Origin of the sequence: Rhodobium gokarnense, assembly GCF_025961475.1 — a bacterium.
Classification (GTDB): Bacteria; Pseudomonadota; Alphaproteobacteria; order Rhizobiales; family Rhodobiaceae; genus Rhodobium; species Rhodobium gokarnense.
The window spans coordinates 133,876-160,581 of sequence record NZ_JAOQNS010000012.1 but is presented as its reverse complement, the minus strand read 5'-3'; the positions used below and the strand labels follow the sequence as shown (position 1 = coordinate 160,581).

The 26,706-nt window shown below is 66.2% G+C and carries 26 protein-coding genes; 19 read left to right on the top strand and 7 right to left on the bottom strand.

Annotation, left to right across the window (positions count from 1 at the left end; all coding sequences use genetic code 11):
• The first annotated feature begins 186 nt into the window (after positions 1–186).
• Together M2319_RS19000 and gltX are read left to right on the top strand one after the other, a co-directional pair.
• Positions 187–1,896, top strand: coding sequence for an NAD+ synthase (locus M2319_RS19000; protein WP_264603040.1), 1,710 nt, complete (start codon positions 187–189; stop codon positions 1,894–1,896).
• Positions 1,893–3,263, top strand: a complete 1,371-nt coding sequence (gene gltX / locus M2319_RS18995) for a glutamate--tRNA ligase (protein ID WP_264603039.1) — start codon at positions 1,893–1,895, stop codon at positions 3,261–3,263. Before M2319_RS19000 ends, gltX begins: the two co-directional genes overlap by 4 nt.
• Here gltX and M2319_RS18990 read toward each other — a convergent pair.
• The 3 genes from M2319_RS18990 to M2319_RS18980 form a co-directional block, all read right to left on the bottom strand.
• Positions 3,217–4,488, bottom strand: coding sequence for a DUF2865 domain-containing protein (locus M2319_RS18990; RefSeq protein WP_264603038.1), 1,272 nt, complete (start codon positions 4,486–4,488; stop codon positions 3,217–3,219). The two genes, gltX and M2319_RS18990, sit on opposite strands and share 47 nt — an antisense overlap.
• 253 nt (positions 4,489–4,741) lie before the next feature.
• A complete protein-coding gene (gene maiA / locus M2319_RS18985; RefSeq protein ID WP_264603037.1) occupies positions 4,742–5,377 on the bottom strand; it encodes a maleylacetoacetate isomerase in 636 nt (211 codons plus the stop codon).
• Entirely contained in the window at positions 5,374–5,919 is a 546-nt protein-coding gene (locus M2319_RS18980; protein WP_264603036.1) for a MarR family winged helix-turn-helix transcriptional regulator, read from the bottom strand. The genes maiA and M2319_RS18980 overlap by 4 nt, the downstream gene beginning before the upstream one ends.
• Before the next feature lie 219 nt (positions 5,920–6,138).
• Between M2319_RS18980 and M2319_RS18975 the strand changes: the two genes are divergently transcribed.
• The 4 genes from M2319_RS18975 (at position 6,139) to M2319_RS18960 (ending at position 10,088) form a co-directional block, all read left to right on the top strand.
• Positions 6,139–7,308 carry a homogentisate 1,2-dioxygenase gene (locus M2319_RS18975; protein WP_264603035.1) on the top strand — a complete coding sequence of 390 codons (1,170 nt, stop codon included), beginning with the start codon at positions 6,139–6,141 and terminating at the stop codon, positions 7,306–7,308.
• A gap of 74 nt (positions 7,309–7,382) precedes the next feature.
• Positions 7,383–8,411: a fumarylacetoacetate hydrolase family protein gene (locus M2319_RS18970; RefSeq protein WP_264603034.1), complete on the top strand. Its 1,029-nt coding sequence runs from the start codon at positions 7,383–7,385 to the stop codon at positions 8,409–8,411.
• A gap of 49 nt (positions 8,412–8,460) precedes the next feature.
• On the top strand, positions 8,461–9,411 hold the full coding sequence (locus M2319_RS18965; RefSeq protein WP_264603033.1) for an MBL fold metallo-hydrolase: 951 nt from the start codon (positions 8,461–8,463) through the stop codon (positions 9,409–9,411).
• 161 nt (positions 9,412–9,572) lie between these two features.
• Positions 9,573–10,088, top strand: coding sequence for a CreA family protein (locus tag M2319_RS18960; RefSeq protein WP_406682218.1), 516 nt, complete (start codon positions 9,573–9,575; stop codon positions 10,086–10,088).
• 72 nt (positions 10,089–10,160) lie between these two features.
• Here the strand turns inward: M2319_RS18960 and M2319_RS18955 are convergent, their stop codons facing one another.
• Complete coding sequence (locus M2319_RS18955; protein ID WP_264603032.1) at positions 10,161–10,442, bottom strand: hypothetical protein; 282 nt, start codon at positions 10,440–10,442, stop codon at positions 10,161–10,163.
• 89 nt (positions 10,443–10,531) lie between these two features.
• Here M2319_RS18955 and M2319_RS18950 point away from each other — a divergent pair, with 89 nt between their 5' ends.
• The 6 genes from M2319_RS18950 to rarD all read left to right on the top strand — a co-directional run bounded on the left by M2319_RS18950 (position 10,532) and on the right by rarD (position 15,653).
• Positions 10,532–10,696 (top strand): hypothetical protein, encoded by a 165-nt coding sequence (locus tag M2319_RS18950; protein ID WP_264603031.1) that lies wholly within the window; start codon positions 10,532–10,534, stop codon positions 10,694–10,696.
• Positions 10,697–10,774: 78 nt separating this feature from the next.
• A complete protein-coding gene (gene cysS, locus M2319_RS18945; protein WP_264603030.1) occupies positions 10,775–12,154 on the top strand; it encodes a cysteine--tRNA ligase in 1,380 nt (459 codons plus the stop codon).
• Positions 12,155–12,162: 8 nt separating this feature from the next.
• Positions 12,163–12,549 (top strand): VOC family protein, encoded by a 387-nt coding sequence (locus M2319_RS18940; RefSeq protein ID WP_264603090.1) that lies wholly within the window; start codon positions 12,163–12,165, stop codon positions 12,547–12,549.
• 22 nt (positions 12,550–12,571) lie between these two features.
• Positions 12,572–13,081, top strand: coding sequence for a GFA family protein (locus M2319_RS18935; RefSeq protein WP_264603029.1), 510 nt, complete (start codon positions 12,572–12,574; stop codon positions 13,079–13,081).
• A 3-nt stretch (positions 13,082–13,084) separates the two neighbouring features.
• Positions 13,085–14,719: a citramalate synthase gene (cimA, locus tag M2319_RS18930; protein ID WP_264603028.1), complete on the top strand. Its 1,635-nt coding sequence runs from the start codon at positions 13,085–13,087 to the stop codon at positions 14,717–14,719.
• Positions 14,720–14,783: 64 nt separating this feature from the next.
• Positions 14,784–15,653, top strand: a complete 870-nt coding sequence (rarD, locus tag M2319_RS18925) for an EamA family transporter RarD (protein ID WP_264603027.1) — start codon at positions 14,784–14,786, stop codon at positions 15,651–15,653.
• Positions 15,654–15,988: 335 nt separating this feature from the next.
• Here rarD and M2319_RS18920 read toward each other — a convergent pair whose 3' ends face one another.
• Complete coding sequence (locus M2319_RS18920) at positions 15,989–16,600, bottom strand: LOG family protein (RefSeq protein ID WP_264603026.1); 612 nt, start codon at positions 16,598–16,600, stop codon at positions 15,989–15,991.
• A gap of 233 nt (positions 16,601–16,833) precedes the next feature.
• On the opposite strand from M2319_RS18920, the gene M2319_RS18915 reads away from it, so the two are divergent.
• From M2319_RS18915 to M2319_RS18900, 4 genes are all read left to right on the top strand, one after another.
• Positions 16,834–18,195, top strand: coding sequence for a LysM peptidoglycan-binding domain-containing protein (locus tag M2319_RS18915; protein WP_264603025.1), 1,362 nt, complete (start codon positions 16,834–16,836; stop codon positions 18,193–18,195).
• Between the two features lie 325 nt (positions 18,196–18,520).
• On the top strand, positions 18,521–20,467 hold the full coding sequence (locus M2319_RS18910) for an ABCB family ABC transporter ATP-binding protein/permease (protein WP_264603089.1): 1,947 nt from the start codon (positions 18,521–18,523) through the stop codon (positions 20,465–20,467).
• A gap of 95 nt (positions 20,468–20,562) precedes the next feature.
• Positions 20,563–21,270, top strand: coding sequence for a phosphatidylserine decarboxylase (locus M2319_RS18905; protein WP_264603024.1), 708 nt, complete (start codon positions 20,563–20,565; stop codon positions 21,268–21,270).
• A gap of 15 nt (positions 21,271–21,285) precedes the next feature.
• On the top strand, positions 21,286–22,125 hold the full coding sequence (locus M2319_RS18900) for a CDP-alcohol phosphatidyltransferase family protein (RefSeq protein ID WP_264603023.1): 840 nt from the start codon (positions 21,286–21,288) through the stop codon (positions 22,123–22,125).
• Positions 22,126–22,220: 95 nt separating this feature from the next.
• Here the strand turns inward: M2319_RS18900 and M2319_RS18895 are convergent, their stop codons facing one another.
• Positions 22,221–22,799: a DUF2585 domain-containing protein gene (locus M2319_RS18895; RefSeq protein ID WP_264603022.1), complete on the bottom strand. Its 579-nt coding sequence runs from the start codon at positions 22,797–22,799 to the stop codon at positions 22,221–22,223.
• 105 nt (positions 22,800–22,904) lie between these two features.
• Between M2319_RS18895 and M2319_RS18890 the strand changes: the two genes are divergently transcribed.
• Both M2319_RS18890 and M2319_RS18885 read left to right on the top strand, forming a co-directional pair.
• Positions 22,905–23,708: a TerC family protein gene (locus M2319_RS18890; RefSeq protein WP_264603021.1), complete on the top strand. Its 804-nt coding sequence runs from the start codon at positions 22,905–22,907 to the stop codon at positions 23,706–23,708.
• An 11-nt stretch (positions 23,709–23,719) separates the two neighbouring features.
• Entirely contained in the window at positions 23,720–24,181 is a 462-nt protein-coding gene (locus tag M2319_RS18885) for a GNAT family N-acetyltransferase (RefSeq protein WP_264603020.1), read from the top strand.
• 276 nt (positions 24,182–24,457) lie between these two features.
• Here M2319_RS18885 and M2319_RS18880 read toward each other — a convergent pair whose 3' ends face one another.
• The gene (locus M2319_RS18880) at positions 24,458–24,718 is read right to left on the bottom strand and encodes a YjhX family toxin (RefSeq protein ID WP_264603019.1); all 261 of its coding nucleotides are present in this window, start codon (positions 24,716–24,718) and stop codon (positions 24,458–24,460) included.
• Between the two features lie 371 nt (positions 24,719–25,089).
• On the opposite strand from M2319_RS18880, the gene gatB reads away from it, so the two are divergent.
• On the top strand, positions 25,090–26,574 hold the full coding sequence (gene gatB, locus M2319_RS18875) for an Asp-tRNA(Asn)/Glu-tRNA(Gln) amidotransferase subunit GatB (protein ID WP_264603018.1): 1,485 nt from the start codon (positions 25,090–25,092) through the stop codon (positions 26,572–26,574).
• The last annotated feature ends 132 nt before the right edge of the window (positions 26,575–26,706 follow it).

Here is a 26,706-nt window from a genome sequence, read left to right as displayed (position 1 = left end):
GGGCAACCGCCCGCCGGCCGGTCAGGCCGCCCCCGCGGAGGCCAGCGAGCGTAGGGAGCGCTCGGCCGTGAGCGCAAAACCAAACCGCGACTGATCACCGCCCGCTAACGGCCATGAGCCCGCCACGCCACGCACCCACCCCCGAATCCCATTGTCCCGTCCCGCGCCCCGCGCTAAACGGGGACCATGACCCAACCGATCACCGACACCTTCCGCTTAGCGCTCGCCCAGCTCAATCCGACCGTCGGCGACATCGCCGGCAATGCGGCGAAGGCGCGGGCCGCGCGCGCCGAGGCGGCGGCCATGGGCGCCGACATGGTGCTCTATACCGAGCTGTTCATTGCCGGCTATCCGCCGGAGGACCTGGTGCTGAAGCCGGCCTTCATCGAGGCCTGCGAGGCGGCGGTGCGGGACCTTGCCAAGGACACCGCCGACGGCGGTCCGGCGATGCTGATCGGCTCGCCCTGGCGCGACGAGGGCGGCCTCTACAACGCCGTCTGCCTGCTTGACGAGGGCAGGGTGGTCACCACCCGCTACAAGGTCGACCTGCCGAACTACGGCGTCTTCGACGAAAAGCGCGTCTTTGCCGCCGGGGGCCTGCCGGGGCCGATCGAATTCCGCGGCCTCTCGCTCGGCGTGCCGATCTGCGAGGACGTGTGGACCGACGAGGTCTGCGAGTGCCTGATGGAGACCGGCGCGGAAATGCTGCTGGTCCCGAACGGCTCGCCCTACTGGCACGAAAAGACCGACCTGCGCCTGCAGGTGATCGTCGCCCGGGTCGTCGAGACCGGCCTGCCGCTGGTCTATCTCAACCAGATCTGCGGCCAGGACGAGCTGATCTTCGACGGGGCCTCCTTCGGCCTCCATGCCGACCGCTCGCTCGCCTTCCAGATGCCGGACTTCGAGGAGGTCGTCGCGCTCACCGTCTGGAAGAAGGATGGGGACGCTCCCTGGCGCTGCGTGGAGGGGCCGATGGACCCGCTCCTCGACCGCGCCGCCTCCGACTGGAACGCCTGCGTCCTCGGCCTTCGCGACTATGTGGAAAAGAACGGCTTTCCCGGCGTCGTCCTCGGCCTTTCCGGCGGCATCGATTCCGCCGTCTGCGCCGCAATGGCCGTCGATGCCCTGGGGCCGGACCGCGTCCACTGCATCATGATGCCCTACCGCTATACCTCGTCGGAAAGCCTCGACGATGCGGCGGCCTGCGCCGAGGCCCTCGGTGTGCGCTACGACATCGTGCCGATCGCCGAGCCGGTGGAAGGGTTTTCCGACGCCCTGTCGGCGCTCTTTGCCGGCCGCGATCCGGACGTGACGGAGGAGAACATCCAGTCGCGCACCCGCGGTACGCTCCTGATGGCCGTCTCCAACAAGTTCGGCTCCATGGTGGTGACCACCGGCAACAAGTCGGAGGTCTCGGTCGGCTACGCCACGCTCTACGGCGACATGAATGGCGGCTTCAATCCGGTCAAGGACCTCTACAAGACCGAGGTGTTCCGCCTTGCCGCCTGGCGCAATGAGTACCTTCCGAAGGGCGCGCTCGGGCCGGCGGGCGAGGTGATCCCGAAGAATATCATCACCAAGGTGCCGACGGCGGAGCTGCGCGAGAACCAGACCGACCAGGATTCCCTGCCGCCCTATGAGGTGCTCGACGACATCCTGCAGTCGCTCGTGGAAAACGAAATGCCGGTAAACGACATCGTCGCAAGGGGCCACGACCGCGACCTCGTCCACCGCGTCGAGCACCTGCTCTATGTCGCCGAGTACAAGCGCCGCCAGGCGGCGCCGGGCGTCAAGGTGACAAGGAAGCATTTCGGCCGCGACCGCCGCTATCCGATCACCAACCGGTTCCGCGACCGCAACGGCGCGACGGCCAAAGGCCCGAAAGCCACGTCATGAGCGCTACCGTCCGCTTCGCGCCGTCGCCGACCGGCCATATCCATATCGGCAATGCCCGCACCGCCCTCATCAACTGGCTGGAGGCGGTCAGGACCAACGGCACCTTCCTCCTGCGCTTCGACGACACCGACAAGGAGCGCTCCCGGCCCGAATTCGCCGAGGCGATCGAGACGGACCTGCGCTGGCTCGGCATCGCGCCGCACCGGACCATCCGCCAGTCCGAGCGGCTTGCCACCTATGACGCCGCCGCGGAAAAGCTGAAGGCGGCGGGCCTCATCTATCCCTGCTACGAGACGCCGGAGGAGCTTGAGCGCCGCCGGCGCCTGCGCCGGGCGCAGGGCAAGCCGCCGGTCTATGACCGCGCCGCCCTGAAGCTGACGGACGCCGAAAAGGCGGCGCTGGAAGCGGAGGGGCGCAAGCCCCACTGGCGCTTCCTCTTACCGAACTACGACGGCGATCCGGCCGAGATCGCCCGCCGGGACATTGCCTGGGACGATCTCTGCCGCGGTCCCCAGAGCGTCGACATCGGCTCGCTCTCCGACCCGGTGCTGATCCGCGAGGACGGCAGCTATCTCTACACGCTGCCCTCCATCGTCGACGACATCGACTGCGGCGTGACGGAGGTCCTGCGCGGCGACGACCACATCACCAACACGGCGGTGCAGCTCTGCCTGTTCGAGGCGCTGGGCGCGACCCCGCCGCGCTTCGGCCACCACAATTTGCTCACGACGGCAAGCGGGGAGGGGCTGTCGAAGCGCCTCGGCTCCCTCTCCATCGGCGCGCTCCGCGAGGCCGGCTACGAGCCGCTGGCGGTCGCCGCCCACGCCGTCCTCATCGGCACCTCCCATGCGGTTGCTCCGGTGGCATCCCTCGACGAGCTTGCCGGCATCTTCGACCTGGACGGCATCTCGCGGGCGCCGGCCCGCTTCGATCCGGAGGAGCTGAAAAGCCTCAACGCCCGCATGCTGCACGGCCTCGACTATGCGGAGGTCTCCGACCGGCTCGCCATTCTCGGCATCACCGAAGGCGAACCCTTCTGGGACGCGGTGCGCGGCAATCTGGAGGTCTTTTCAGATGTTGCGGACTGGCGGCAGGTGGTGGATGGCGGCATCGATCCGGTCGTCGCCGAAGAGGATCACCCGTTCCTGAGCGACGCGCTGGACCTGCTGCCGGAAGAGCCGTGGGACGAGACGACCTGGAAGCAATGGACGTCGGCACTGAAAGAAAAAACCGGACGCAAGGGCAAGCCGCTTTTCATGCCGCTGCGGCTGGCGCTCACCGGCCTCGATCACGGCCCGGAGCTTGCCCGGCTCTTGCCGCTCATTGGTCGGCGAAAAACGATGTCCCGACTTGGCGGACCCGCTTGACGGGGGCAGCCTCCGCCTCGTCCGCTTTGCCGGCCTTCAGCTCTTCGGCGCGCTGTGCCAGCACATCCGTGAAGCCGCCCTCAAGATTGAAGATCGTGTCCGGGTCGGTGTCCTGAGGCAGTTTCGGGTCGGGTACGCGGGCGGTCTTCACCGCCGGCAGGCTTTCGCGGAAGATGCTCTCGTCCGGGCCCTGGAAGGATTCGCCGGAAAGGGTAATCTCGCGCAGCCCCGTGCCGTCGCCATGGACCGGGATCTTCTTCAGCGTGCTGGTGATCTGGCCGCAGGTGCATTCCGGCTTGAAGCTGTCGCGATAGGCAAAGGCGGTCGGCAGCTCGGTGTAGGGCTCGCCGTCGACCGAGATCATGTCTTCCGATTCCTCGCCCGGATTGCGGTGCACATAGAGCCGGACATCGGCCGACGGGCACATCGCCGCGCAGACCGCCTGGTCGCGGGCGAATTTTTCCTGGGTGGTGCGGAAGCTGATCGGGAAGTAGTAGCCGTCGCAGGTGCGCACGCAGAGGGTCCGGTAGTTGCCGTAGAACCCCGGCAGGTAGCGCCGCTGGCCGAAGGACTCGCCGTCGGCGTTTTCGTCCTCGAACGTCCAGCGGTCGGTGACCCGGTCCGTGCCCGCCTGCCAGCGCCCGCTCCGTTCGTCCTCAAGCCGCACGGCGCGGACCCTCGCCGAAGAGCGCTCGTTCCGCTGGCCGCCGAAGAGGAGGCCGAGGAGACCGCGTCTGCGTGGCTCGGACGAGGACACCCGCAAGCGGCCGTCGTCGCCGGCACGGGCCTCGCGCGTTGCCGCCCGGCCGCAACCGATGCGGCGCATCTTGGCGCGAATGCGCGCCGTCTTGCGGCCGCCGCCGCCACTGGCATGGCGATCGCGTCCGCGTTCCAGCTTGGCGAGATTGGCTTCCATGCGGTCGATCTTGACCATCAGCGCGTTGCAGCCCGCCTGCGGCTGGCCGAACAGGCTGCCGGTGCAGCGGCCGCGCCGTGCCTGGGAGCGCGCGCGCTTCAGCGCCTGGCGCTGCTTGCCGACGGCCCGGTTCCACTTGTCGAATTTGCGCGACTGGCCGCGCGCGCCGGCCGCTTCCGCCCGGGCGAGCTGGGCTTCCAGCCGGGCGCAACTGGCGCGCTGGGCCGCCGCCTCGGACGACAGCGCGCCGAGCGCCGTTGCGGCGACGACGCCTGCAAGCAGAAAGGCCAGTGGCCGGTCGATCGACATATTCCGGGTCCCGTCCCGAACGCGTTACTTCATACCCACGGGCGGCCGTTCGGTCGCGATCGTCCCCTAGTCGGGAAAGACACAAAAACGCGCCGGATCCTACCCCAGGGTCCGTCGCATGCCGTCCGGCAACGCCACGCCATTGGACAATTCGGCCAATGTCGATGGGGGAAGTATGCCGGCAGCGGGGCCGGCGCGCAATTAAAGGCGGAAAACGCGGTAAACCGTTCTTTACGGGCACCGTATACCGCGGCTACTCGGCATCGGGCTGGACGTCCGGATGGGCGGCCTTGAAGGCTTCGATGTCGGCGCAGCGCTTGTCGATCGCGACGATCTTCGGAAAGGCGTCGAGCGGGACCTTGAACCGCCGCGCATTGAAGACCTGCGGCACCAGATAGAGGTCGGCCATGCCGGGCGCCTCGCCGAAGCAGAAGGGCGCCTCACCGAGAAGCTGCTCGATGGCGGAAAATCCCTGGTGGACCCAGTGCGCGTACCAGGTCGTCACGGCGTCCTGGTCCTGGCCGAACGGGCCCTTCAGATAGGCAAGGGTCGAGCTGTTGTTGAGCGGATGGATGTCGCAGCCGATGATCGCGGCTATCGCCCGGCATTTCGCCCGGGTCTCGGCGTCGGTGGGCAGCAGCGGCGGCTCCGGATAGCGCTCGTCCAGATATTCCAGGATCGCCAGCGACTGGATCAGGCACGTACCGTCGTCCAACTCCAGCGTCGGCACCCGCTTCTGCGGATTGATCGCGGCATATTCCGGCGTCAGGTGCTCGCCGCCTCCGGCGACGAGGTGCACCGGCCGGTAGTCGTAGGAAAGGCCCTTCAGCGCCAGCGCGATGCGCACCCGGTAGGCCGCCGACGAACGGTAATAGCTGTAGAGCTTCATGGCCGTGCCTCGCGTTTTGCCTCGCCGGAGGCCGGCCGGTCTTCGCCGGCGATCTCCTCGGCGACCCGTGCCGCCGTCTCGCCGAGGCGCTGCAACGCCGTTTCCAGCACCGCAATGTCGCTCGCCTGCAGTTCCGCCGCAAGCCGTTCGGAAAACGCCCGGGCGAGCGGCACCAGTGCCGCATAGGTCGTATCGCCCTTTGCCGTCAGCGACAGGAAGGTAGCGCGCTTGTCGAGCGGGTTCGCGCGCTTTTCGATGAAGCCCTTGCGGAGCAGCGAGGCGACGGCCCGCGAGACCTTGGTCTTGTGCATCTGGCTGTGCAGCCCGACGTCCTTGGCCGTCATCGTCTGGTACTGGCCGAGGGTGGCGATTACCCGCCACTCCGGAATGCCGATGCCGTAGCGCTCCGCATAGAGCCGCGACAGCGCCAGGCTGACGGTCTCGGCGGCAACGTTCAGCCGGTAGGGCAGGAAGGATTCCAGCCGCAAGCCATCGTCGGCGGCCCGGCCTGTGCCGGGCGCGTCACGTGTTCCCCTGGTCAAGTGTCGCCTCGTTTTTGGGTCGTTGGACGTTTCCTAAGCGACAGAGCAAAAACGCGCAACTCCGCGCGCATTGACATTGGTTACAGTCGAAACTAATTATCGGGGTGCGTCAAGCCGCCGCGCCCTGTGGGGCTGCGCGCCAGCGCCGGCAGAGACCGGCGGGAACCAAGGGCCCAGCGAAACAACGGGCCAGGCAATGAGGGCAAAAGGGAGGGAACAATGTCGTCCAACTACATCTCGTTTCCGCGCATCGAGGGTGCCGCGTCGCGCCAGGCCCATGTCGACCTGCCGGAGGGAACCTTCGAGCGCGAGCTCGGCAAGGAAGGTTTTTTCGGCCCGGCGACGATGATGTATCACCGCCACGCGCCGACCGGCTGGACCAATTGGTCGGGCCCCTTGCGCCCGCGCGCCTTCGACCTCAACACGCTGACGGAGTGCGGTGAGACGCTCTGGGACGCACCGGCGGTGCTCTCCAATGCCTCGACGCTGATCCGGCTGTGGCGGGTGACCAAGCCGATGGACTATCTCCTGCGCAACGGCGACGGCGACGAGCTTCTCTTCATCCACGCCGGCAGTGGCTCGCTTTATTGCGACTATGGCCATCTGCGCTTTGCCAAGGGCGACTACGTCGTGCTGCCGCGCTCCACCATGTGGCGCATCGTGCCCGACGCGCCGGTGATGCTGCTCGCCGTGGAGGCCACCGGCACCACCTACCGCACGCCCGACCGCGGCATGGTCGGCCGGCACGCCGTCTATGACGAGGCGATCCTCGACACGCCTGTGATCGACGAGGCCTTCAAGGCCCAGCAGGACGAGAACGAGTGGCACGTCCTCATCAAGCGCATGGGCGAGGTCTCGACCGTCATCTACCCGTTCAATCCGCTCGATGCCGTCGGCTGGCACGGCGACCTTTCCGTGGTGCGGCTGAACGTGACGGATATCCGCCCGCTGATGTCCCACCGCTACCACCTGCCGCCGTCGGCCCATTCGACCTGGGTCGCCGGCCGCTTCGTCATCTGCACCTTCGTGCCGCGGCCTTTCGAGACCGACCCGGGCGCCCTCAAGGTGCCGTTCTTCCACAACAATGACGACTATGACGAGGTCATCTTCTACCATGACGGCGACTTCTTCAGCCGCGACAACATCCATCCGGGCATGATGACCTTCCACCCCTGCGGCTTTACCCACGGCCCGCACCCCAAGGCCCTGTCGCGCATGTACGAGCAGGCCAAGCCGATGACCGACGAATATGCGGTGATGATCGACACCCGCGATCCGCTGACGCCTGGTGCCGGGGCGCAGGCGACGGAGTTCAAGGACTATGCCCGCTCCTGGAACGTCGAAGACGGCCCGGTCCGCCCCCCGGCGCGCCCCAACGCCGCCGAGTAAAAACGGAACGAAACGCCCTCCCGGCGCATTCCGCGGGTGTCCTCCGCCCGATCCAGAAACAGCATTGGTAGCCGATGAAACTCGCAAGCCTCAGAGACGGAACCCGCGACGGCCAGCTCGTCGTCGTCACCGACGATCTTTCCCGCTACACCCCCGCAGGCGCCGTTGCCGGCACCCTGCAGGCCGCCCTCGACAACTGGGCTGCGGCAGAGCCCGGCCTTGCGGACCTCGCCGACCGGCTGCTCCTCGGCCAGATCGAGGGCATGGAATTCGACGAGGAGGCGTGCCTGTCGCCGCTGCCGCGCGCCTATCAGTGGGCCGACGGCTCGGCCTATGTGAATCACGTCCAGCTCGTCCGCCAGGCCCGCGGCGCGGTGCTGCCGGAGAGCTTCTGGACCGACCCGCTGATGTACCAGGGTGGCTCCGACAGTTTTATCGGCCCGCGCGAGGCGATCCCGCTTGTCAACGAGGCCTGGGGCCTCGACTTCGAGGCCGAGGTCGCGGTCGTCACCGACGACGTGCCGATGGGCGTCTCCGAAGAGGCGGCGGCCGGCCACATCAAGCTGATCATGCTCGTCAACGACGTCAGCCTGCGCGGCCTCATCCCGGGCGAACTCGGCAAGGGGTTTGGGTTCTTCCAGTCGAAGCCCTCATCAAGCTTCTCGCCCGTTGCCGTCACGCCCGATGCCCTCGGCGAGGCCTGGGACGGCGGCAAGATCACGCTGCCGATGCGGGTCGATTACAATGGCGAGATCTTCGGGCGCCCGCGCTGCGACGTCGACATGACCTTCGAATTCCCGCGGCTGATCGCCCACGCCGCCCGCACGCGCCCGCTCGCCGCCGGCACCGTCATAGGGTCGGGCACGGTGTCCAACCGCGACGTCGACGGCGGCGCCGGACGCCCCGTCAAGGAAGGCGGCGTCGGCTATTCCTGCATCGCCGAGATCCGCATGATCGAGACCATCGCCGACGGCAAGCCCTCGACCCCCTTCATGCGCATCGGCGACCGTGTCCGGATCGAGATGCGCGACGACAAGGACAACAGCATCTTCGGCGCCATCGACCAGACGGCGGTTCAGTACGTCCGGAACAGATCAGAATAGGCAGAAGCCGCCACAGGCTCGCCTGATACCCATAAAAAGGAAAAGCCCCATGGCCAAAGCCTTCGCCTCCGTCGGCGACATGGAAGAAAAGAACGTCAGCTTCACCGAGATCGGCCGCGACCTCTATGCCTTCACGGCAGAGGGCGACCCCAACACCGGCGTCATCATTGGCGATGATTCCGTCATGGTCATCGACACCCAGGCGACCCCGGCGATGGCGGACAAGGTGATCGAGAAGATCCGCTCGGTCACCGACAAGCCGGTCAAATATGTGGTGCTGTCGCACTATCACGCCGTGCGCGTACTCGGCGCCTCCGCCTATCATGCCTCCGAGACGATTGCCTCGGACCTCACCCGCTCGCTGATCGTGGAGCGGGGCCAGGAGGACTGGGACTCCGAATTCGGCCGCTTCCCGCGCCTCTTCCAGAATGCCGAGAGCATTCCGGGTCTCACCTGGCCGACGGCGACCTTCGCCACCTCCATGTCGGTCTTTCTCGGCACCCGCGAGGTGCGGCTGATCCATCTCGGCCGCGGCCACACCATGGGCGACATCGTCGCCTGGGTGCCCGATTCCGACGTCATGTTCTCCGGCGACCTCGTCGAATACCACTCCGCCTGCTATTGCGGCGACGCGCACCTTCAGGACTGGCCGAAGACGCTGGAGCGCCTCGCCCAGATGAACCCCAAGGCGCTGGTGCCGGGCAGGGGCGATGCGCTGACCTCGTCCGACCAGGTCCATGAGGCTGTCGCGCTCACCCGCGATTTCCTCGCCGCGCTTTACGGTTCGGTGTCGTCCGCGGTGGCCAAGAAGATGACCCTGAAGGAGGCGTTCGAGGCCTGCCGGGCGGAGATGGACCCGCGCTTCGGCTCCTACGCCATCTACGAGCACTGCCTGCCCTTCAACGTCGCCAGGGCCTATGACGAGGCCTCCGGCATCGCCCATCCGCGCATCTGGACGGCCGAGCGCGACCAGGAGATGTGGGCCGAATTGCAGGGCTAGGCGACCGGCGCGGACGGGGCGTCAACGCGTCGCTTGGCTCGAAAAACGGCCCCGTCTCGCAAACGTCACCGGGCGGTCCCATATGGAATTGCGGGAAAAGGGAACCGGTTGCGCGCCGATCGGTTCTTCTTGCAGTGATTTCCATCAAGAGAGGATTGTCCATGTTTCGACACATGATGAAGGGACTGCTGGCCGCCATTGTCGCCGCCGCGGTCGCCGCCCCCGCGCTTGCCGCCGAGCCGGACCTGATCTTCAAGAAGTCGACGGTCTGGAAGATGCTGACGCCGGACCACAAGCTGGCGGTCTACGGCCTCGACGACCCGCTGATCGACGGCGTCGCCTGCCACTATTCGGTGCCGGAAAAGGGCGGCGTCTCGGGCATGCTGGGCGTTGCCGAGGAGGTCTCGGACATATCGCTCGCCTGCCGCCAGGTCGGCCCGATCACCTTCAAGGAGAAGTTCGACCAGGGCGACGAGATGTTCCGCGAGCGCCGCTCGCTGTTCTTCAAGAAGATGCGCATCGTGCGCGGCTGCGACCTGAAGCGCAACGTGCTCGTCTATCTGGTCTATTCCGACAAGCTGATCGAGGGCTCGCCGAAGAACTCCACCTCGACCGTGCCGATCATGCCCTGGGGCGACCAGCCCGCGCCGCGCTGCTCCGACTGGGTCGACGACTGAGCGGGGCCCCGGCGTATCGAATTTTCAATGGGAAAAAGAGACGGCGTCCGGGACACCGGGCTCCGTTTTGCGTCAGGGTTTCTTGATGGAGCCGACGATGTCGCCGCATTGGTCCTGGGAGGTCTGGCAGACGGCGCTCTGCGCCTCCGCGAAGGTCTTTTGCGCGTTGCCCTTGTCGGCCATGGAGACATAGGCCGCCGGCCCGGCGAAGAACGCGGCGAACACGATGGCGACGAGCGCGATCCTGGCAAAGTCGCTGGCGCGCGCGCCGCGCCGGCGCTCGCCGCGCGCAAGCACATGAACGGGACTTTCGGACGAGAATGTCGGCATCGCGTGGGCGGCTCGAACGGACATCTGCTGGACCTCCTGATACGCAGTGAACGCCGGAAGGGATAGCGCACCGCGCCTGAATTCGCGCTGAGATCGCCATTCAGGAATCGTTCATGGCAGTTAACACCACGTTAAGTATTAGTGCCACGGAGCGACCAAAGGTGACACTGCGGCAATTGCGCCTTGACCTTGACCGCGAAATCGGCAAAACGATGGCTATGAACACGGCCACGCCGACTTCGGCGACCTGCATTATCTGCAAGATTATCGACGGCTAGCGATCACGCTGGCTGCGGCCGTTCCTTCGACTCCATGACGAAAAGCGAACGCCCCGGTCAGCCGGCAAGGGGTGAGTCATGCCAGACGGGCACAATACCGGCGCCAGGAGCCTGAAGCTCTACAATACGTTGAGCCGGGAAAAGGAAGCGTTTTCGCCGATCGATCCGGCGAATGTGCGCATGTATGTCTGCGGGCCGACGGTCTACGACTTCGCCCATATCGGCAATGCGCGCCCGGCCATCGTCTTCGACGTCCTTTTCCGGCTCTTGCGGTACCTCTATGGCGCCGACCACGTCACCTATGTGCGCAACATCACCGACGTCGACGACAAGATCAACGCCCGCGCCGCCGAACGCGGCATCTCCATCCGCGAGTTGACCGAAGAGACCGCGCGCGTCTACCACGAGGACATCGACGCCCTCAACGTGCTGCGGCCGACCGTCGAGCCACGGGCGACGGAGCACATCGCGGAAATGATCGCGATGGTCGAGAAGCTGGTGGAAAACGGCCACGCCTACGCCGCCGACGGCCATGTCCTCTTCGACGTGCCGTCCATGGACGATTACGGGCGGCTGTCGCGGCGGTCCCTCGATGAGATGCAGGCCGGTGCCCGGGTCGAGGTCGCGCCCTACAAGAAGGACGCCATGGACTTCGTCCTGTGGAAGCCGTCGGCGGACGGCGAGCCCGGCTGGGACAGCCCCTGGGGCCGCGGCCGTCCGGGCTGGCACCTGGAATGCTCGGCGATGAGCTGGAAGCATCTCGGCAAGGAATTCGACATCCATGGCGGCGGCATCGACCTGCAGTTCCCGCACCATGAGAACGAGATCGCCCAGTCGCGCTGCTGCCACGGCACCGACGTGATGGCCAATTACTGGCTCCACAACGGCTTCCTGCAGGTCGAAGGCGAGAAGATGTCGAAGTCGCTGGGCAACTTCATCACCATCCACGACCTGTTGAAGGACTGGCCCGGCGAGGTCCTGCGCCTCAACATGCTGCGTACGCACTATCGCCAGCCCATCGACTGGACGGCAAAGGGGCTCACCGAGACGGCAAAGATCCTCGATGGGTGGTACGATGCTATCGGCGATGCCGCTCCGGCGGCCGAGCCCGACGCGGAGGTCGTTGCCGCGCTCTCCGACGACCTCAACACGCCGAAGGCGATCGCCGCGCTCCATGGCCTTCGCGCCGCGGCAAAGGGCGGGGAGGGGGCGGCGTCCCTGAAGGCAAGCGCCAACCTCATCGGCCTTCTGGAAGAGACCGCGAGCGACTGGACCGCCCGCACCGCCGCCGAGCCGGAGGTCGATGCAAGCGAAATCGAGCGCCTCATCGAGGCCCGCCGGACGGCGCGCGCCGGGAAAGACTTTGCCGAGGCCGACCGCATCCGCGACGACCTTGCCGCAAGCGGCATCGTCCTCAAGGACGGGCCGGAGGGAACCACCTGGGAGGTACGGCGATGAGCCACCACGTGATCGACCACATCTCGCTGAACGTTGCCGACTACGAGCGCGCCAAGGCGTTCTATGCGCAAGCGCTCGCTCCGCTCGGCTTTTCGCTGGCCATGGAAGTGACCGCGGAAATGACCGGCTCCTTCGATGGCGCCGGCCTCGGCGTCGACGGCAAGCCGTTCTTCTGGCTGATGGGAACCGGCCGGCAGACGCCGATCCAGCACATCGCCTTCGGCGCGGAGAGCCGTGCCCTGGTCGACGCCTTCTATGAAGCGGCTCTGGCCGCCGGCGGCACCGACAACGGCGCGCCGGGCCTCCGGCTCCACTACCACCCGAACTACTACGGCGCCTTCGTCCTCGACCCGGAGGGGCACAACATCGAAGCCGTGTGCCACGCGCCCGAGTGAGCGCCGACGAAAGACCGAAACGATGAGCCAGAACGCGGAAAATACCTCGACGGGCGGCTGCCAGTGCGGCGCCGTGCGGTTCCGCGTCGACAGTCCGCTCGGCGAGGCCTCGATCTGCCATTGCCGCATGTGCCAGAAGGCGTTCGGCCATTTCTACGCCCCGCTCGTCAGCGTCGATGCGGACCGCGTCACCTGGACGAGGGGGCAGCCGAAGCGCTTCCGGAGCTCCAACCACGCCACCCGCGGCTTTTGCCCCGACTGCGGCACGCCGCTCACCTATGAGGCCCCGGACGGCCTGGCGCTTGCGATCGGCGCCTTCGACCGTCCGGTTGAAATTATGCCGACCGTTCAGTTCGGCATCGAGGCAAAGCTGCCCTTTGTCGACGGGATTCCCGCGCTGCCCGAAAGGCGCACCGAGGACGATAGGGAAGCAGCCCCGTTCCTCGACACAGTGACGAGTTACCAGCATCCCGACCGGGATACCGAGACCTGGACGCCCCCTGCGAACGGGACCGAAGGTCAGAAGGACTAGGACATGACCAGCCAAGCGACCAAGGAACGCCTCTACCTCTTCGACACCACCCTGAGGGACGGCGCACAGACCAACGGCATCGACTTTTCGCTGGAAGACAAGATCGCCATCTCAGAGCTCCTGGAGCGCGTCGGCGTCGACTATGTGGAGGGCGGCTATCCGGGCGCCAACCCGACCGACACCGCGTTCTTTGAGAAAAAGCGCACGAAAAAGGCGGCCTTCACCGCCTTCGGCATGACCAAGCGCGCCGGCCGCTCGGTCTCCAACGATCCGGGCCTCCGGCTCCTCCTCGATGCCAAGTCCGATGCCATCTGCTACGTGGCGAAATCCTGGGACTACCACGTCAAGGTCGCCCTCGGCACCACCAACGAGGAGAACCTGGAGGGCATCCGCCAGTCCGTGGAAGCTGCGATCGAGGTTGGCAAGGAGGCGCTGGTCGACTGCGAGCACTTCTTCGACGGCTACAAGGCCAATCCGGACTATGCCATCGCCTGCGCCAGGGCGGCCTATGAGGCCGGCGCCCGCTGGGTCGTCCTGTGCGACACCAATGGCGGCACGCTGCCTCACGAGGTCGAGGAGATCGTGACGACCGTCATCGAGCACATCCCCGGCGACCATCTCGGCATCCACGCCCACAATGACACGGAGCAGGCCGTCGCCAATTCGCTGGCCGCCGTGCGCGCCGGCGTTCGCCAGATCCAGGGCACCCTCAACGGCCTCGGCGAGCGCTGCGGCAACGCGAACCTCACCTCGCTGATCCCGACCCTGAAGCTGAAGCCGGAATATGCCGACCGCTTCGAGACCGGCATCACGGATGCCGCGCTCGCCGACCTCACCAACGTCTCCCACGTCTTCGACGAGATGCTGAACCGGGCGCCGGACCGCCACGCTCCTTACGTCGGCTCGTCGGCCTTTGCCACCAAGGCCGGCATCCACGCCTCCGCGCTGCTGAAGGACCCCAAGACCTACGAGCATGTGGAGCCGTCGACGGTCGGCAACAAGCGCCGCGTTCTGGTCTCCGACCAGGCCGGCAAGTCGAACCTTCTGGCCGAACTGGAACGCCTCGGCATCGCCGTCGACAAGAGCGACCGCCGCCTCGATGAGCTCCTGCGCATCGTCAAGGAGCGCGAGTCCACCGGCTATGCCTATGAGGCGGCCGATGCGTCCTTCGAGCTGCTCGCCCGCCGGGTCCTCGGCGAGGTGCCGAAATTCTTCGACATCAAGAGCTTCCGCGTCATGGTCGAGCGCCGCTTCAATGCCATCGGCGAGCTGATCACCGTCTCGGAGGCCGTGGTAAAGGTGGAGGTCGGCGATCGGCTGTTCATGTCGGTGGCCGAAGGCAACGGTCCCGTCAACGCCCTCGACATCGCGCTGCGCAAGGACCTCGGGCCCTACCAGCCGCTGATCGAGGACCTGGAACTGGTCGACTTCAAGGTCCGTATCCTCAACGGAGGCACCGGCGCCGTCACCCGCGTCCTCATCGAAAGCCGCGACAACGGCACCGGCGATCGCTGGTTCACGGTCGGCGTCTCGTCGAACATCGTCGATGCCTCGTTCCAGGCGCTGGTGGACTCCGTCGTCTACCAGCTCATCCAGAAGACCAGGGGCGAGGTCCGTCCGATCGCCGCCTCGGCCTAACCCGGTGGCGGTCGGCACGGCGGGAGCGCCGGGCAGCGAGGCAGACAGCATTCGCGCCGGATTCATGTCCGGCGTGACTGCCTATGTGCTGTGGGGCTTTTCGATCATCTTCTACAAATGGCTGGCCCATGTGCCGGCCAGCGAGGTGATCGCCCACCGCATCGTCTGGACGGTTTTCTTCGTCGGTCTGTTCCTCGTCGCCTTCGGGCGTGTGGGCGAGGTCTTGCTGGCGCTGCGCGACCGGCGGGTCCTGCTGCGCCTGTTGCTCTCGGCCTCGATCATCGGCATCAACTGGCTGGTCTTCGTCTGGGCGATCGCCCAGAATCAGGTGCTGGCGGTCAGCTTCGGCTATTTCATCAATCCGCTGGTCTCGGTAATGATCGGCTTCCTGCTGCTCGGCGAGCGGCTCTCCACTGGCCAGCGCATCGCCATCGGCCTTGCCGTCGTTGCCATCGTCATTCAGGCAACGACGCTGCATGGCTTCCCGTGGATTTCGCTGTTCCTCGCCTGCTCCTTCGCCGCCTATGGCTATGTCCGCAAGCTGACCCCGGTCGGCGCCTCGCCGGGCCTTTTCATCGAGACAATGCTGATCCTGCCCGTCGGCATCGCCTATGTCGTCTGGCTGGAGGCGACCGGCACGGGCCATTTCACCGACAGTCCGGTGGACGTGGCACTGCTCCTCGGTACCGGCATCGTCACCTCGCTGCCGTTGATCCTCTTTGCCTTTGCCGCCCGCCGGCTGACCCTGACGGTGGTCGGCCTCCTGCAATATCTGGCGCCCTCGATCCAGTTCGCGCTCGCCGTCCTCGTCTATGGCGAGCCGCTGTCGCCGGAGCGGTTTGCGAGTTTTGCCCTGATCTGGGTCGCCCTTGCGGTTTTCACGCTTGCGTCCTGGCGCAAGAGAAGGCCGCCGGAGCCGGTCAAGACGGTGTGAATGGGGCGATGTGGTTTCTTCGGTAACTCTGCCGTCATCGCGAGGAGGCCGACAGGCCGACGCGGCGATCCACATGGCGCCGGCAGCAGGCGCTTTGGAACTTCGTACTCTCCCGCTCGCCCACCACTCAGCCGTCACCCCGGCCTTGAGCCGGGCCTATTGCCCCCGTCAACGCGGTATGCCGGTCGTCGGGAACAAGAGGCCGTGGCGCGATTGACGGTCAGGTGACAAATCGAGATGGCACACCGTGGTGAGGCGGGCAATAGGCCCCGGGTCGAGGCCTCGCCCCGCCCGGGGTGACGGGAGAGTGAAGGGCGATGTAACGGAGGGCGCCCTTACAACCTCTTGATCGCGTCCGGATCGCCGGCCCGGTCGAGGGCCGCCTGGGGCGTCTCGCGCACGGCCTCGGCGAGCCGCGGAACGATGTCGGCGACATGGTCGGCGACGAGGTAGCCGACATTGTAGGGCGGGCGGATGAAGGCGGCGGCCTTCATGTGCGCCAAAAGGTCGATCAGCGGGTCCCAGAAGCCGCCGATATTGGCGAGCAGAACCGGCTTCTCGTGCTGGCCGAGCTGGGCCCAGGTCATCATTTCGACGACCTCCTCCAGGGTGCCGATACCGCCGGGCAGCGCCACGAACGCCTCGGACCGCTCGAACATCAGCCGCTTGCGCTCGTGCATGTCGGCGGTGACGATGAGCTCGTCGACCGCATCCAGCATGATCTCGCGCTTGTTGAGGAATTCCGGGATGATGCCGGTGACCGCACCGCCATTGGCGATCACGGACTTGGCGACCGCGCCCATCAGGCCGATCGAGCCGCCGCCATAGACGAGGCGGATGCCGGCCTCGGCGAACAGCCGGCCGAGCTCGGTCGCGGCATGGTGAAAGCTGCGGTTGACGCCGTCGGCGGACCCGCAATAGACGCATATGCTTCGAATCTCGGCCATGAAACGTCCCTTCGCACCCGCTCGGTGCGCCGTCAAGGGGCTCGTTCCGCGCGCTGCGACGGCCCTAGCATACTGCGCCGTGCCTTGCGATCGGCAGATTTCCGGTTTATCGATCAAGGGGAGACCGACTTCGCCGAAGCGACAACGATTCGCGCCGCTGTCGGCGACCCCGGCGATCGGATGAAGGATCGGCCGGGACGGGTGCCGGCGGCGCGCCAACCAACGGAACTCCGATGTCGAAAATTGCCCTGATCTGGTCCGCGATCGCCGTCGGCGGCACGGCGGCAACCGTCGGCGCGCTGGTCGCCACCGGCGTCATCGATATCGACCGCCTGACCGGAAGCCCGCAGACGACGCCGGCCCCGCTCACCTCCGATGCGGGCACCGCCACCCCGGGCAGCGGCAAGACCGCCGAGGCGCCGCAAAAGGCCGCGCCGGCCGATACGGGCGCGGCGAAGGGGACCATCACCGAGGCGCGCGCGCCGGAGCCGGACGCAAAGACCGCCGAGACGCCCGCCGCATCGCCGCCGAAGAAGAAGCCGAGCTTCGACATCGTCCGCGTCGAGCCGACCGGCGATGCCGTCGTCGCCGGCCAGTCGGAGCCCGGCGCCATTGTCGCGGTCCTCTCCAACGGCACCGTCGTCGGCAAGACCGTCGCCGACCCGACCGGCGCCTGGTCGATGGTTCTGGAAAAACCGCTTGAGCCCGGCGACCACGACCTCTCCGCTTCCTCAAAGAAATCCGAGGACGACCCGGAGGAGACCGAATCCGACGACCGCATCGCCGTGTCGATCCCCGAGGACGACGCCGAGGAGCTGCTGGTCGTCATGAGCAAGCCCGGCGAGCCCGCCCGCGTGCTGCAGAAGCCGAAGGCAAAACCCGGCACCGAGGTGGCGGCGGCCGAGCCGGCTGCGCCCGCGGAGCCGGCCGGGCAGGAGGCCGCGAGCGCCGAACCCACGACGGGGGAGGCCGCGCCGTCCGGCGCGGCAGAGCAACCGTCCGCGCCGCAGATCGCACTTGCCGAACCGGCTGACACGCCTGAGGCACCGGCAAGCGTTGCAGGTGCGTCGGCCAAGACCGTCACCGTCGAAGCGGTGGAGACCGAGCGCGGCAGGCTGTTCGTCGCCGGCGCCGCCGAGCCCGACGCCGATGTGCGGGTCTATGTGGAGGACGAGTTCGTCGGCACGGCCAAGGCCAATGCCGATGGCCGCTGGCTGCTGGAGGCGCCGAAGGATCTCGCCACCGGCCAGCACCGGGTCCGCGCCGATCAGGTCGCCGACGAGGCCGGCACGGTCGTCGCCCGCGCCGAGGTGCCGTTCCAGAAGGACGAGAACGCCGTCGTGCTGACGCCGCTGGAAATCGCCTCCGGCGGCACGGAAGGGGACGCCGGCAGCATCACGATCGCCAAGGTGCCTTCCGTCATCATCCGCAAGGGCGACAATCTCTGGCGCATCTCCCGCCGGCGCTACGGCGAGGGCGTGCGCTACACCACCATCTACGCCGCCAACAAGGAACAGATCCGCAATCCGGACCTGATCTATCCGGGCCAGGTCTTCATGGTTCCGGAAGGCGACGTCGGCTGGAGCACCAACTGATCCGACCCGCCCTGGCGGTCTGACGGCGGAGCATGCGCGCCTGTGCGTGCTTGATTTTTCCGCGCGCCGGCATAGTTCAGGGCTGTTGAATATGAAGCTCTCCCGGCGCGGGTCCGAACGCTGAAAGTGAAGCGGGCCGGGCGCCGAAACACCTCGGCAGAGCGGCGGCGCCTGGTGGCCCGCCGCTTTGTCACCTCTGCGAGGCCTCCAGTTTGAACCCTATTTTCCGCGACACCCGCGGCCGGTCGCCGCTAGCGCGCCCGGCGTTGTCCCGCTTTTTCCCCGCCCGTTTGGCGTCCGGTTCGAGGGGGCCGTCGGCATGACCATGGCCGCCTCAAGCACACGGCGCACCAACAGCGCCAACGCCGCCCCGGAATCGGCCGTGCGCACCGTGCGCAACCTGTGGCCCTATATCTGGCCGCACTCCCGCTCCGACCTGAAGGCCCGGGTGCTGATCGCGATCGTCTTCCTGGTGATGGCCAAGATCATCACCGTGCTGGTGCCCTACAGCTACAAATGGGCGACGGACGCCCTCGGAAAGGCCGGCGGCGAGACTGCGAGCCTTCTCGCCGTGCCGGTGATGCTGGTCGTCGCCTACGGCGTCGGCCGCATCATGATGATCGGCTTCAACCAGCTTCGCGACGCGGTCTTTGCCAAGGTCGGCCAGCACGCGGTGCGCCGGCTCGCCAACGAGACCTTCGTGCACATGCACCAGCTCAGCCTGCGCTTCCACCTGCAGCGCCGCACCGGCGGCCTGTCGCGGGTCATCGAGCGCGGCATCAAGGGCATCGAGGTCATCGTCCGCTTCACCATCCTCAACACCCTGCCGACGATCCTGGAACTGACGCTGATGGCGGCCGTCATCGCCTATCAGTTCTCGGTCTCCTATGTCGCCGTGATCGCCGTGATGGTGGCTATCTACATCTATTTCACCATCCGCGCCTCCGACTGGCGGATCGCCATCCGGCGCGAGATGAATGAGTCCGACACCGACGCCAACTCCAAGGCGATCGACTCCCTGCTCAATTTCGAAACGGTCAAGTATTTCAATAACGAGAAGCTGGAATCCGACCGCTTCGACCGCTCCATGTCCGGCTACGAGACGGCCGCGGTGAAGACGCTGACCTCGCTCGCCTGGCTGAATGCCGGCCAGTCGGTGATCTACACCACCGGCATGGTCATCTGCATGGTGCTGTCGGCGCTCGCCGTCCTTAACGGCACCCAGACGGTCGGCGACTTCGTCATGATCAACGCCCTGTTGATCCAGCTCTTCATGCCGCTCAACTTCATCGGTACGGTCTATCGCGAGATCAAGCAGGGACTCACCGACATCGAGGAGATGTTCAATCTCCTCGGCGTCGCCCCGGAGATCGTCGACAAGCCGGGCGCGCCGGACCTGAATGTTGCCGCCGGCGCCATCCGCTTCGAGAACGTCTCGTTCCACTACGATCCCGAGCGGCCGATCCTGAAGAACGTCTCGTTCGAGGTGCCGCCCGGCAAGACGGTGGCGATCGTCGGCCCATCCGGCGCCGGCAAGTCGACCATTTCCCGGCTGCTGTTCCGCTTCTATGACGTCACCGGCGGCGCCATCCTGATCGACGATCAGGACCTGCGCGACGTGCACCAGGCGAGCCTCAGGGCCGCCATCGGCATGGTCCCCCAGGACACCGTCCTCTTCAACGACACCATCAGCTACAACATCCGCTACGGCCGCGCCAATGCCACCGAGGAAGAGGTGCACGAGGCCGCGCGGATGGCCCAGATCGCCGGCTTCATCGAGACCCTGCCGCAGGGCTTCGACACCGAGGTCGGCGAGCGCGGCCTGAAGCTTTCCGGCGGCGAGAAGCAGCGCGTGGCCATCGCCCGCACCATCTTGAAGGCGCCGCCGATCCTGGTCCTTGATGAGGCCACGTCCGCGCTCGACACCCACACCGAACGGGAAATCCAGGCGGCGCTCGACACCGTCTCGCGCGGCCGCACCAGCCTCGTCATCGCCCACCGCCTGTCGACCGTGGTCGGCGCCGACGAGATCGTCGTCCTTGAAGCTGGAACGATCGTCGAACGCGGCACCCACGGCGCGCTCCTCGACAAGAACGGGCTCTACGCCTCCATGTGGGAGCGCCAGCGCGAGGCCGACGAGGCCGAGGAGCGGCTGCGGATCGCCCAGGAAGAGGAATATGCCCTCGCCAAGGCCGGCGAGGAGGCCGATCCGGACCGGGATCGCGACCGCGATGCGGCCCACGAGCCGGACGCCGAACGCATGTCGCGCTGAGGAGCGGCCTTCACAAGGGCGGTCCGCCATGGCAAACCGGTGCGCCGGCGTGGCCCAGGAATGCCGTCCGGACGAAGGGAGCCCCTAGACCGCCCATGTCCTCGCTGATCGACACGATTTCCAAGACGCTGACGCCGATCCATCCGGAAGGCCGTCCGTTCATCGCCATTGCCGGCGCCGCAACGCTGCTGATCGGCTGGTTCGTCACGCCGATCTTCTGGATCGGCCTCATCCTCACCGGCTGGGTCGCCTATTTCTTCCGCGACCCAAAGCGCGTGACGCCCGTTGCCGAGGGCATGGTGGTGTCGCCGGCCGACGGCCGCGTCTCCTTCATCGGTCCGGCGACGCCGCCGCCGGAGCTGGGCCTTTCCGAAAAGCCGCTGACCCGCATCTCCGTCTTCATGAGCGTCTTCGATGTCCATGTGAACCGCGCCCCCGTCGGCGGGCGGCTGGCACGCGTCGCCTACAAGGGCGGCATCTTCCTCAACGCCGACCTCGACAAGGCGAGCGAGGACAATGAGCGGAACGGCCTCATCATCGAGACGGCGGCAGGCACTCGGATCGGCGTCGTCCAGATCGCCGGCCTCGTGGCACGGCGCATCGTCTCCTTCAAGAAAGAGGGCGAGACGGTGGAGATCGGCGAGCGCTTCGGCCTCATCCGCTTCGGCTCGCGGCTCGACGTCTATCTGCCGGACGGCGTGCGCCCGCTCGTCTCGGAAGGCCAGCGGGCAATTGCCGGCGAGACGCCTTTTGCCGACCTCACCGGCCGCACCCAGGCGCCCGTTTCCAGCCGGATCGACTAGGGCAGGGCACCGATGATGGACTGGCTGTTCCCCCCCTTCGACCCCGGCCGCCGGCGCCGCTCCAGGCGCTACCGCTTCCGACGCCTGCCGTTGCGGGTGATCCTGCCCAATGTGGTGACGCTGCTCGCCCTTTGTTCGGGCCTCACAGCCATCCGCATGGCGCTGGAGAGCCGCTTCGGCTGGGCGATCGCCGCGATCCTGCTCGCAGCCCTGCTCGATGCCGTCGACGGCCGTGTCGCCCGGTTGCTCAAGGGCACCTCGCGCTTCGGCGCAGAACTCGACTCGCTCGCCGACTTCGTCAATTTCGGCGTCGCCCCGGCGATCATCCTCTACATATGGCTCTTGAACGAGGCGCGCGGGCTCGGCTGGATTGTCGTCCTCATTTTCGCGATCGCCGCGGCCCTGCGGCTCGCCCGCTTCAATGTCTCCCTCGACGATGGCGCTGACCGAAGACCCTGGCAGGTGGATTTCTTCGTCGGCATGCCGGCGCCGGCCGGTGCCCTGACCGTGCTCCTGCCGGTCTATCTGGCACTCCTCGGCCTCATCCCCGCCGACGTCTATATCGTCGTGCCGGTGATCCTCCACATCCTCTTCACCGCCTTCATGATGGTCTCGAACCTGCCGACCTATTCCGGCAAGCGGATCGGCGCCCGGGTCCACCGCAACGTGGTTCTGCCGCTGCTGGTCGCCGTGGTGATGACGGTGGCTCTCGTCGTCTCCTATCCCTTCGTCATGCTGTCGCTCGGCGTCCTTGCCTATCTGGTGACGCTTCCGGTCGCCTGGCACGACTATCGACGGCGGATGGCCCGCGACACGGAGAAGGCAGCGGGCAAGGCGAAGGGCAAGGGCTCCTGACGGGCATTGACGACCTTCGGTTCAAGGCGCTCGGATGATGTGAGGAACGAGGCCTTGCCGGTTCTTCTAGCGGTTCCGGTCAATGTCCGTTTCTATCAAAGACCACTCTGCCAGCTCTTCACCGCATCGATGGGATAGACCAGCATCAGCACGTTGAGCGTGAGATTGTCGCGGATGACGAGGCCGACGACGATCTCAAAGACGATGGCGAGAGCGATGGTGACGGCCACCGGCAGCCTCAGCGCCAGATAGAAGCCGAGGAGCATGAAGGCCAGGTCGCTGAGGGAATTGATGACGCTGTCGCCGAAATAGTCGAGCGAGATCGTCGCCTCGCGGTAGCGGTTGATGATGAAGTCGGAGTTCTCGAAGATCTCCCAGGCGGCCTCGATGACGATGGCGACAAGGGCGCGGGCGCCGATCCGCCAGCCGGGCAGGGCGAGCCCCGTCAGCCAGTAGAAGATCATGCCGTGGATGATGTGCGAGGGCGTGTACCAGTCGGAGAGGTGCTGGGAGTTCTCCGAGGACATGACCACGCCGTGCCAGAGCTTCACCGTGCCGCAGGTGCAGATCGGGTTGCGGCCCATGGCAAGAAGGATCGCCGCCGTCAGCGCGATCAGCCCCGCGCCGGCGATCCAGTAAAAAGCCGGCGATCTCGCTGCGAACCACGTCTTCATGCGCACCCTCCGGGAAAGTCGGTGACCGGCCTATAGCCGACTTGCCCCCTTGCGGGAACTGTGGTGGGTTTTTCTCCGTCATTTTGCCGATGGGGAGACGAGGGAATGGAAGGCCTTTTTTCGATCGACGCCTGGTTCACGCTGGCCATGCTGGTGCTGCTGCAGGCCGTGCTCGGCTTCGACAACCTGCTCTACATCTCGATCGAATCGAAGCGGGTGGCGCTCGACCGCCAGGCCTTCGTGCGCCGCGCCGGCATCGGCATCGCCATCGTCCTGCGCCTGATCCTGCTCTTCGTGGTCATGCGGGCGATCCAGTATTTCCAGGAGCCGTTCGCCAGCATCAACTGGCCGGGCATCGTCGAGGGCTCGTTCAACGTCCACACGATCATCGTGCTGGTCGGCGGCGCCTTCATCATCTACACGGCGATGAAGGAGATCTCCCACATGCTGATCATCGAGGAGATCGGCGACCACAAGGCCCGCACGCCGCGCTCCGTGGCCAGCGCGATCACCTGGATCGTCGCCATGAATCTCGTCTTTTCCTTCGATTCCATCCTCTCCGCCCTGGCGCTCACCAAGGTGTTCTGGATCATGGCGGCGGCCATCGTCATCTCCGGCCTGATGATGATCTTTCTGGCCGACTACGTGTCGGAATTCCTGAAGAAGAACCGCATGTACGAGGTGCTCGGCCTCTTCATCCTGTTCATCGTCGGCGTCATGCTGTTGTCCGAGGGCGGCCATCTCGGCCACCTGCACCTCTTCGGCTATGTCGTGGAACCGATGGCCAAGTCGACCTTCTACTTCGTCATCGGCGTCATGGTCGTCATCGACATCGTCCAATCCCGCTACCAGAAGAAGCTGCGCATGCAGGCCGACATCGAGCGCGGCAAGCCGGTGAAGCCGGCCTGAGGGAGCGGTCGATGGTCGAGATACGACAAGACCCGCTGGAGGGGCCGGAAATCCTGCAACTGCTGGCCGATCACATGGCTTTTGCGGTCGAAACGACGCCGTTGGCGGCCCGGCACGCCCTTGACGTGGAAGCGCTCCGGCACCCCTCGATCACCTTCTGGAGCATGTGGGACGGCGCCGAGCTTCTCGGCTGCGGGGCGCTCAGGGAACTCGATGCCGCACATGGCGAGGTCAAATCCATGCACACGGTGAAAAGACACCGGGGCAGGGGGCTGGCGAAGAAAATGCTCGCCCACATCGTCGCCGAAGCCAGAACCCGCGGCTACCGCCGCCTCAGCCTCGAAACCGGCTCCTTCGCGGCCTTCGCCCCCGCCGTCGCCCTCTACCGCAGCGCCGGCTTCACCGAGCGCGACGCCTTCGGGGATTACACGGCGGGCCCGCTGACGGTGTTTTTGACGTTGGAACTGGACTGAGGCGCCCCCACACTCTCCCCGTCACCCCGGGCGAAGCGAAGCGGAGACCCGGGGCCTATTGCCCCTGTCGAATCCGTAGCCCGTTGCGGATCGAACACGGCCTCGCCCCGCGCGCTCGCCGCATTCCTGCCCGGACGGGCATACCGTGCAGAGACGGGCATTAGGCCCCGGCTCGGCGGCCGGGGTGACGGGGAGAGTGTGAGGCGTCCCGGGTCGTTCCCAAACAAAAGAAAAAGCCCCGGGCGCGGACGCCCGGGGTCTCCTCGTTTCGCCATCTCACCGATTGTCGAGCTGTGCTCGCACCGTGCGGATGCCGAGCGGCGAGATCTCGTAGGGCTTGCCGCCCTTGGAGAGGATCAGGCGCCGCTTCTTCAGCCGTCGGAAGGTGTCGAGCTTGCAGTCGGCAAGGCGCCAGCCGTCGCGGTTGAGGCAGTCGACGTCGACGATTTTCTTATCGTTATCGTCGCGTATGACGCGGATCCGGCCGCCCTGGGCGAGGGCGTGCAGGATCCGCTGTTCGGTCCTTGAAATGTTCATCGGAACACATCCCGGTAAGCCTTTGTCGGAAAGGCACGGGAACGGCGCCGGGGTCGGTCGGAAAAAGACGCGGAAAGAACGCCCGGGCGCATCGCCGGTCGGACGGACGGGATCGGTGTGGGGATCGGAAAAAGCCCACAAACAACCCTTCGGCCCGGCCAGGTGCCGTGCCGTTTCTAGAAAACCCCCGCCGCGCTTTCGGGCGGGGTCTTACCGGGCTGTCTTGTCGAGGCGCATAAAGGCTCCAAAGGGAATGGCCGCTGAAATACGCCCGCCGGTTGCGCCGGTCAAGCGTCGTTCTTTCCCACCGGGCCGCATTGCGCTAAAGGAAAGCGAGAGACCCACCGAACGACTCTGATCAAGGCTCGGCAATGACCCTCGTCGATACCCGCAACACCAATCCCAAGAACCTCGTCAAGGGCGCCACCGGCGACTGGGAAATCATCATCGGCCTGGAAGTCCACGCCCAGGTGCAGTCCGAGGCGAAGCTCTTTTCCGGCTCGGCGACCGAGTTCGGCGCCAGCCCCAACGACCACGTCTCGCTGGTCGATGCGGCGATGCCCGGCATGTTGCCGGTGATCAACGAGGAATGCGTCAAGCAGGCGATCCGCACCGGCCTGGGACTGAAGGCCCAGATCAACAACAAGAGCGTCTTCGACCGCAAGAACTACTTCTATCCGGACCTGCCCCAGGGCTACCAGATCTCCCAGTTCAAGCAGCCGATCGTCGGCGAGGGCGAGGTTATCCTGGAAATGGACGGCGGCGAGGAGATCCGCATCGGCATCGAGCGCCTGCACCTGGAACAGGACGCCGGCAAGTCGATCCACGACCTGCACCCCTCCAAATCCTATGTCGACCTCAACCGGTCGGGCGTCGCGCTGATGGAGATCGTCTCCAAGCCCGACATGCGCTCCTCCGACGAGGCCAAGGCCTATATCTCCAAGCTGCGCACGATCCTGCGCTATATCGGCTCGTCCGACGCCGACATGGAAAAGGGCAATTTGCGCGCCGACGTGAACGTCTCGGTACGCCGGCCCGGCGAGGGCTTCGGCACCCGCTGCGAGATCAAGAACGTCAACTCCATCCGCTTCGCCGGGCAGGCCATCGAATACGAGGCGCGCCGCCAGATCGGCATTCTTGAAGACGGCGGCTCGATCGACCAGGAAACCCGCCTGTTCGATCCGTCAAAGGGCGAGACCCGGTCGATGCGCTCCAAGGAGGAGGCGCACGACTACCGCTACTTCCCGGACCCGGACCTTTTGCCGCTGGAGTTCGACGACGCCTATGTGGAGGCCCTGAAGGTCGGCCTGCCCGAACTGCCGGACGAAAAGCGCGCCCGCTTCATCGCCGACTACGGCCTGTCGCCCTATGACGCCGACATCCTCGTCGTCGACCGGGAATCCGCCGACTTCTTCGAAAAGGTGGCCAAGGGGCGCGACGCCAAGCAGGCCGCCAACTGGGTCATCAACGAGCTGTTCGGCCGCCTCAACAAGGAAGGCCGGGACATTTCGGAAAGCCCGGTCTCGGCCGAGCAGGTCGGCGGCGTCATCGACCTCGTCAAGGACGGCACCATCTCCGGCAAGATCGCCAAGGACGTCTTTGAGATCGTCTGGGCCGAGGGCGGCGACCCGGCGGCAATCGTCGAAGACCGCGGCATGAAGCAGGTCACCGACCTCGGCGCCATCGAGAAGGTCGTCGACGAGGTGGTTGCCGCTAATCCGGAGAAGGTCGAGCAGGCACGCGAAAAGCCGGGCCTCGTCGGCTGGTTTGTCGGCCAGGTGATGAAGGCCTCGAGCGGCAAGGCCAACCCGCAGGCTGTCAACGAGCTCTTGAAGAAGAAGATCGGCATCGACTGATCGGCCGCAAGCGGGGCCGTTTCGGCGCGCCCCGCACGCCGCCGATAGCCTGTCGCGTGCACCACGCGCGGGCACCCCGGCCGCGTTTTGGTCGGAAATATCCTACGGAATAATAAGTAGTTTTCACAGGAC

What these genes read in the sequence shown, in the direction of transcription:
- M2319_RS19000 (WP_264603040.1), top strand. Translation starts at nt 187, where the DNA reads ATGACCCAACCGATCACCGACACCTTCCGCTTAGCGCTCGCCCAGCTC.
- gltX (WP_264603039.1), top strand. Translation starts at nt 1,893, where the DNA reads ATGAGCGCTACCGTCCGCTTCGCGCCGTCGCCGACCGGCCATATCCAT.
- M2319_RS18990 (WP_264603038.1), bottom strand. Translation starts at nt 4,488, where the DNA reads ATGTCGATCGACCGGCCACTGGCCTTTCTGCTTGCAGGCGTCGTCGCC.
- maiA (WP_264603037.1), bottom strand. Translation starts at nt 5,377, where the DNA reads ATGAAGCTCTACAGCTATTACCGTTCGTCGGCGGCCTACCGGGTGCGC.
- M2319_RS18975 (WP_264603035.1), top strand. Translation starts at nt 6,139, where the DNA reads ATGTCGTCCAACTACATCTCGTTTCCGCGCATCGAGGGTGCCGCGTCG.
- M2319_RS18970 (WP_264603034.1), top strand. Translation starts at nt 7,383, where the DNA reads ATGAAACTCGCAAGCCTCAGAGACGGAACCCGCGACGGCCAGCTCGTC.
- M2319_RS18965 (WP_264603033.1), top strand. Translation starts at nt 8,461, where the DNA reads ATGGCCAAAGCCTTCGCCTCCGTCGGCGACATGGAAGAAAAGAACGTC.
- M2319_RS18960 (WP_406682218.1), top strand. Translation starts at nt 9,573, where the DNA reads ATGTTTCGACACATGATGAAGGGACTGCTGGCCGCCATTGTCGCCGCC.
- M2319_RS18955 (WP_264603032.1), bottom strand. Translation starts at nt 10,442, where the DNA reads ATGTCCGTTCGAGCCGCCCACGCGATGCCGACATTCTCGTCCGAAAGT.
- M2319_RS18950 (WP_264603031.1), top strand. Translation starts at nt 10,532, where the DNA reads ATGGCAGTTAACACCACGTTAAGTATTAGTGCCACGGAGCGACCAAAG.
- cysS (WP_264603030.1), top strand. Translation starts at nt 10,775, where the DNA reads ATGCCAGACGGGCACAATACCGGCGCCAGGAGCCTGAAGCTCTACAAT.
- M2319_RS18935 (WP_264603029.1), top strand. Translation starts at nt 12,572, where the DNA reads ATGAGCCAGAACGCGGAAAATACCTCGACGGGCGGCTGCCAGTGCGGC.
- cimA (WP_264603028.1), top strand. Translation starts at nt 13,085, where the DNA reads ATGACCAGCCAAGCGACCAAGGAACGCCTCTACCTCTTCGACACCACC.
- rarD (WP_264603027.1), top strand. Translation starts at nt 14,784, where the DNA reads ATGTCCGGCGTGACTGCCTATGTGCTGTGGGGCTTTTCGATCATCTTC.
- M2319_RS18920 (WP_264603026.1), bottom strand. Translation starts at nt 16,600, where the DNA reads ATGGCCGAGATTCGAAGCATATGCGTCTATTGCGGGTCCGCCGACGGC.
- M2319_RS18915 (WP_264603025.1), top strand. Translation starts at nt 16,834, where the DNA reads ATGTCGAAAATTGCCCTGATCTGGTCCGCGATCGCCGTCGGCGGCACG.
- M2319_RS18910 (WP_264603089.1), top strand. Translation starts at nt 18,521, where the DNA reads ATGGCCGCCTCAAGCACACGGCGCACCAACAGCGCCAACGCCGCCCCG.
- M2319_RS18905 (WP_264603024.1), top strand. Translation starts at nt 20,563, where the DNA reads ATGTCCTCGCTGATCGACACGATTTCCAAGACGCTGACGCCGATCCAT.
- M2319_RS18900 (WP_264603023.1), top strand. Translation starts at nt 21,286, where the DNA reads ATGGACTGGCTGTTCCCCCCCTTCGACCCCGGCCGCCGGCGCCGCTCC.
- M2319_RS18895 (WP_264603022.1), bottom strand. Translation starts at nt 22,799, where the DNA reads ATGAAGACGTGGTTCGCAGCGAGATCGCCGGCTTTTTACTGGATCGCC.
- M2319_RS18890 (WP_264603021.1), top strand. Translation starts at nt 22,905, where the DNA reads ATGGAAGGCCTTTTTTCGATCGACGCCTGGTTCACGCTGGCCATGCTG.
- M2319_RS18885 (WP_264603020.1), top strand. Translation starts at nt 23,720, where the DNA reads ATGGTCGAGATACGACAAGACCCGCTGGAGGGGCCGGAAATCCTGCAA.
- M2319_RS18880 (WP_264603019.1), bottom strand. Translation starts at nt 24,718, where the DNA reads ATGAACATTTCAAGGACCGAACAGCGGATCCTGCACGCCCTCGCCCAG.
- gatB (WP_264603018.1), top strand. Translation starts at nt 25,090, where the DNA reads ATGACCCTCGTCGATACCCGCAACACCAATCCCAAGAACCTCGTCAAG.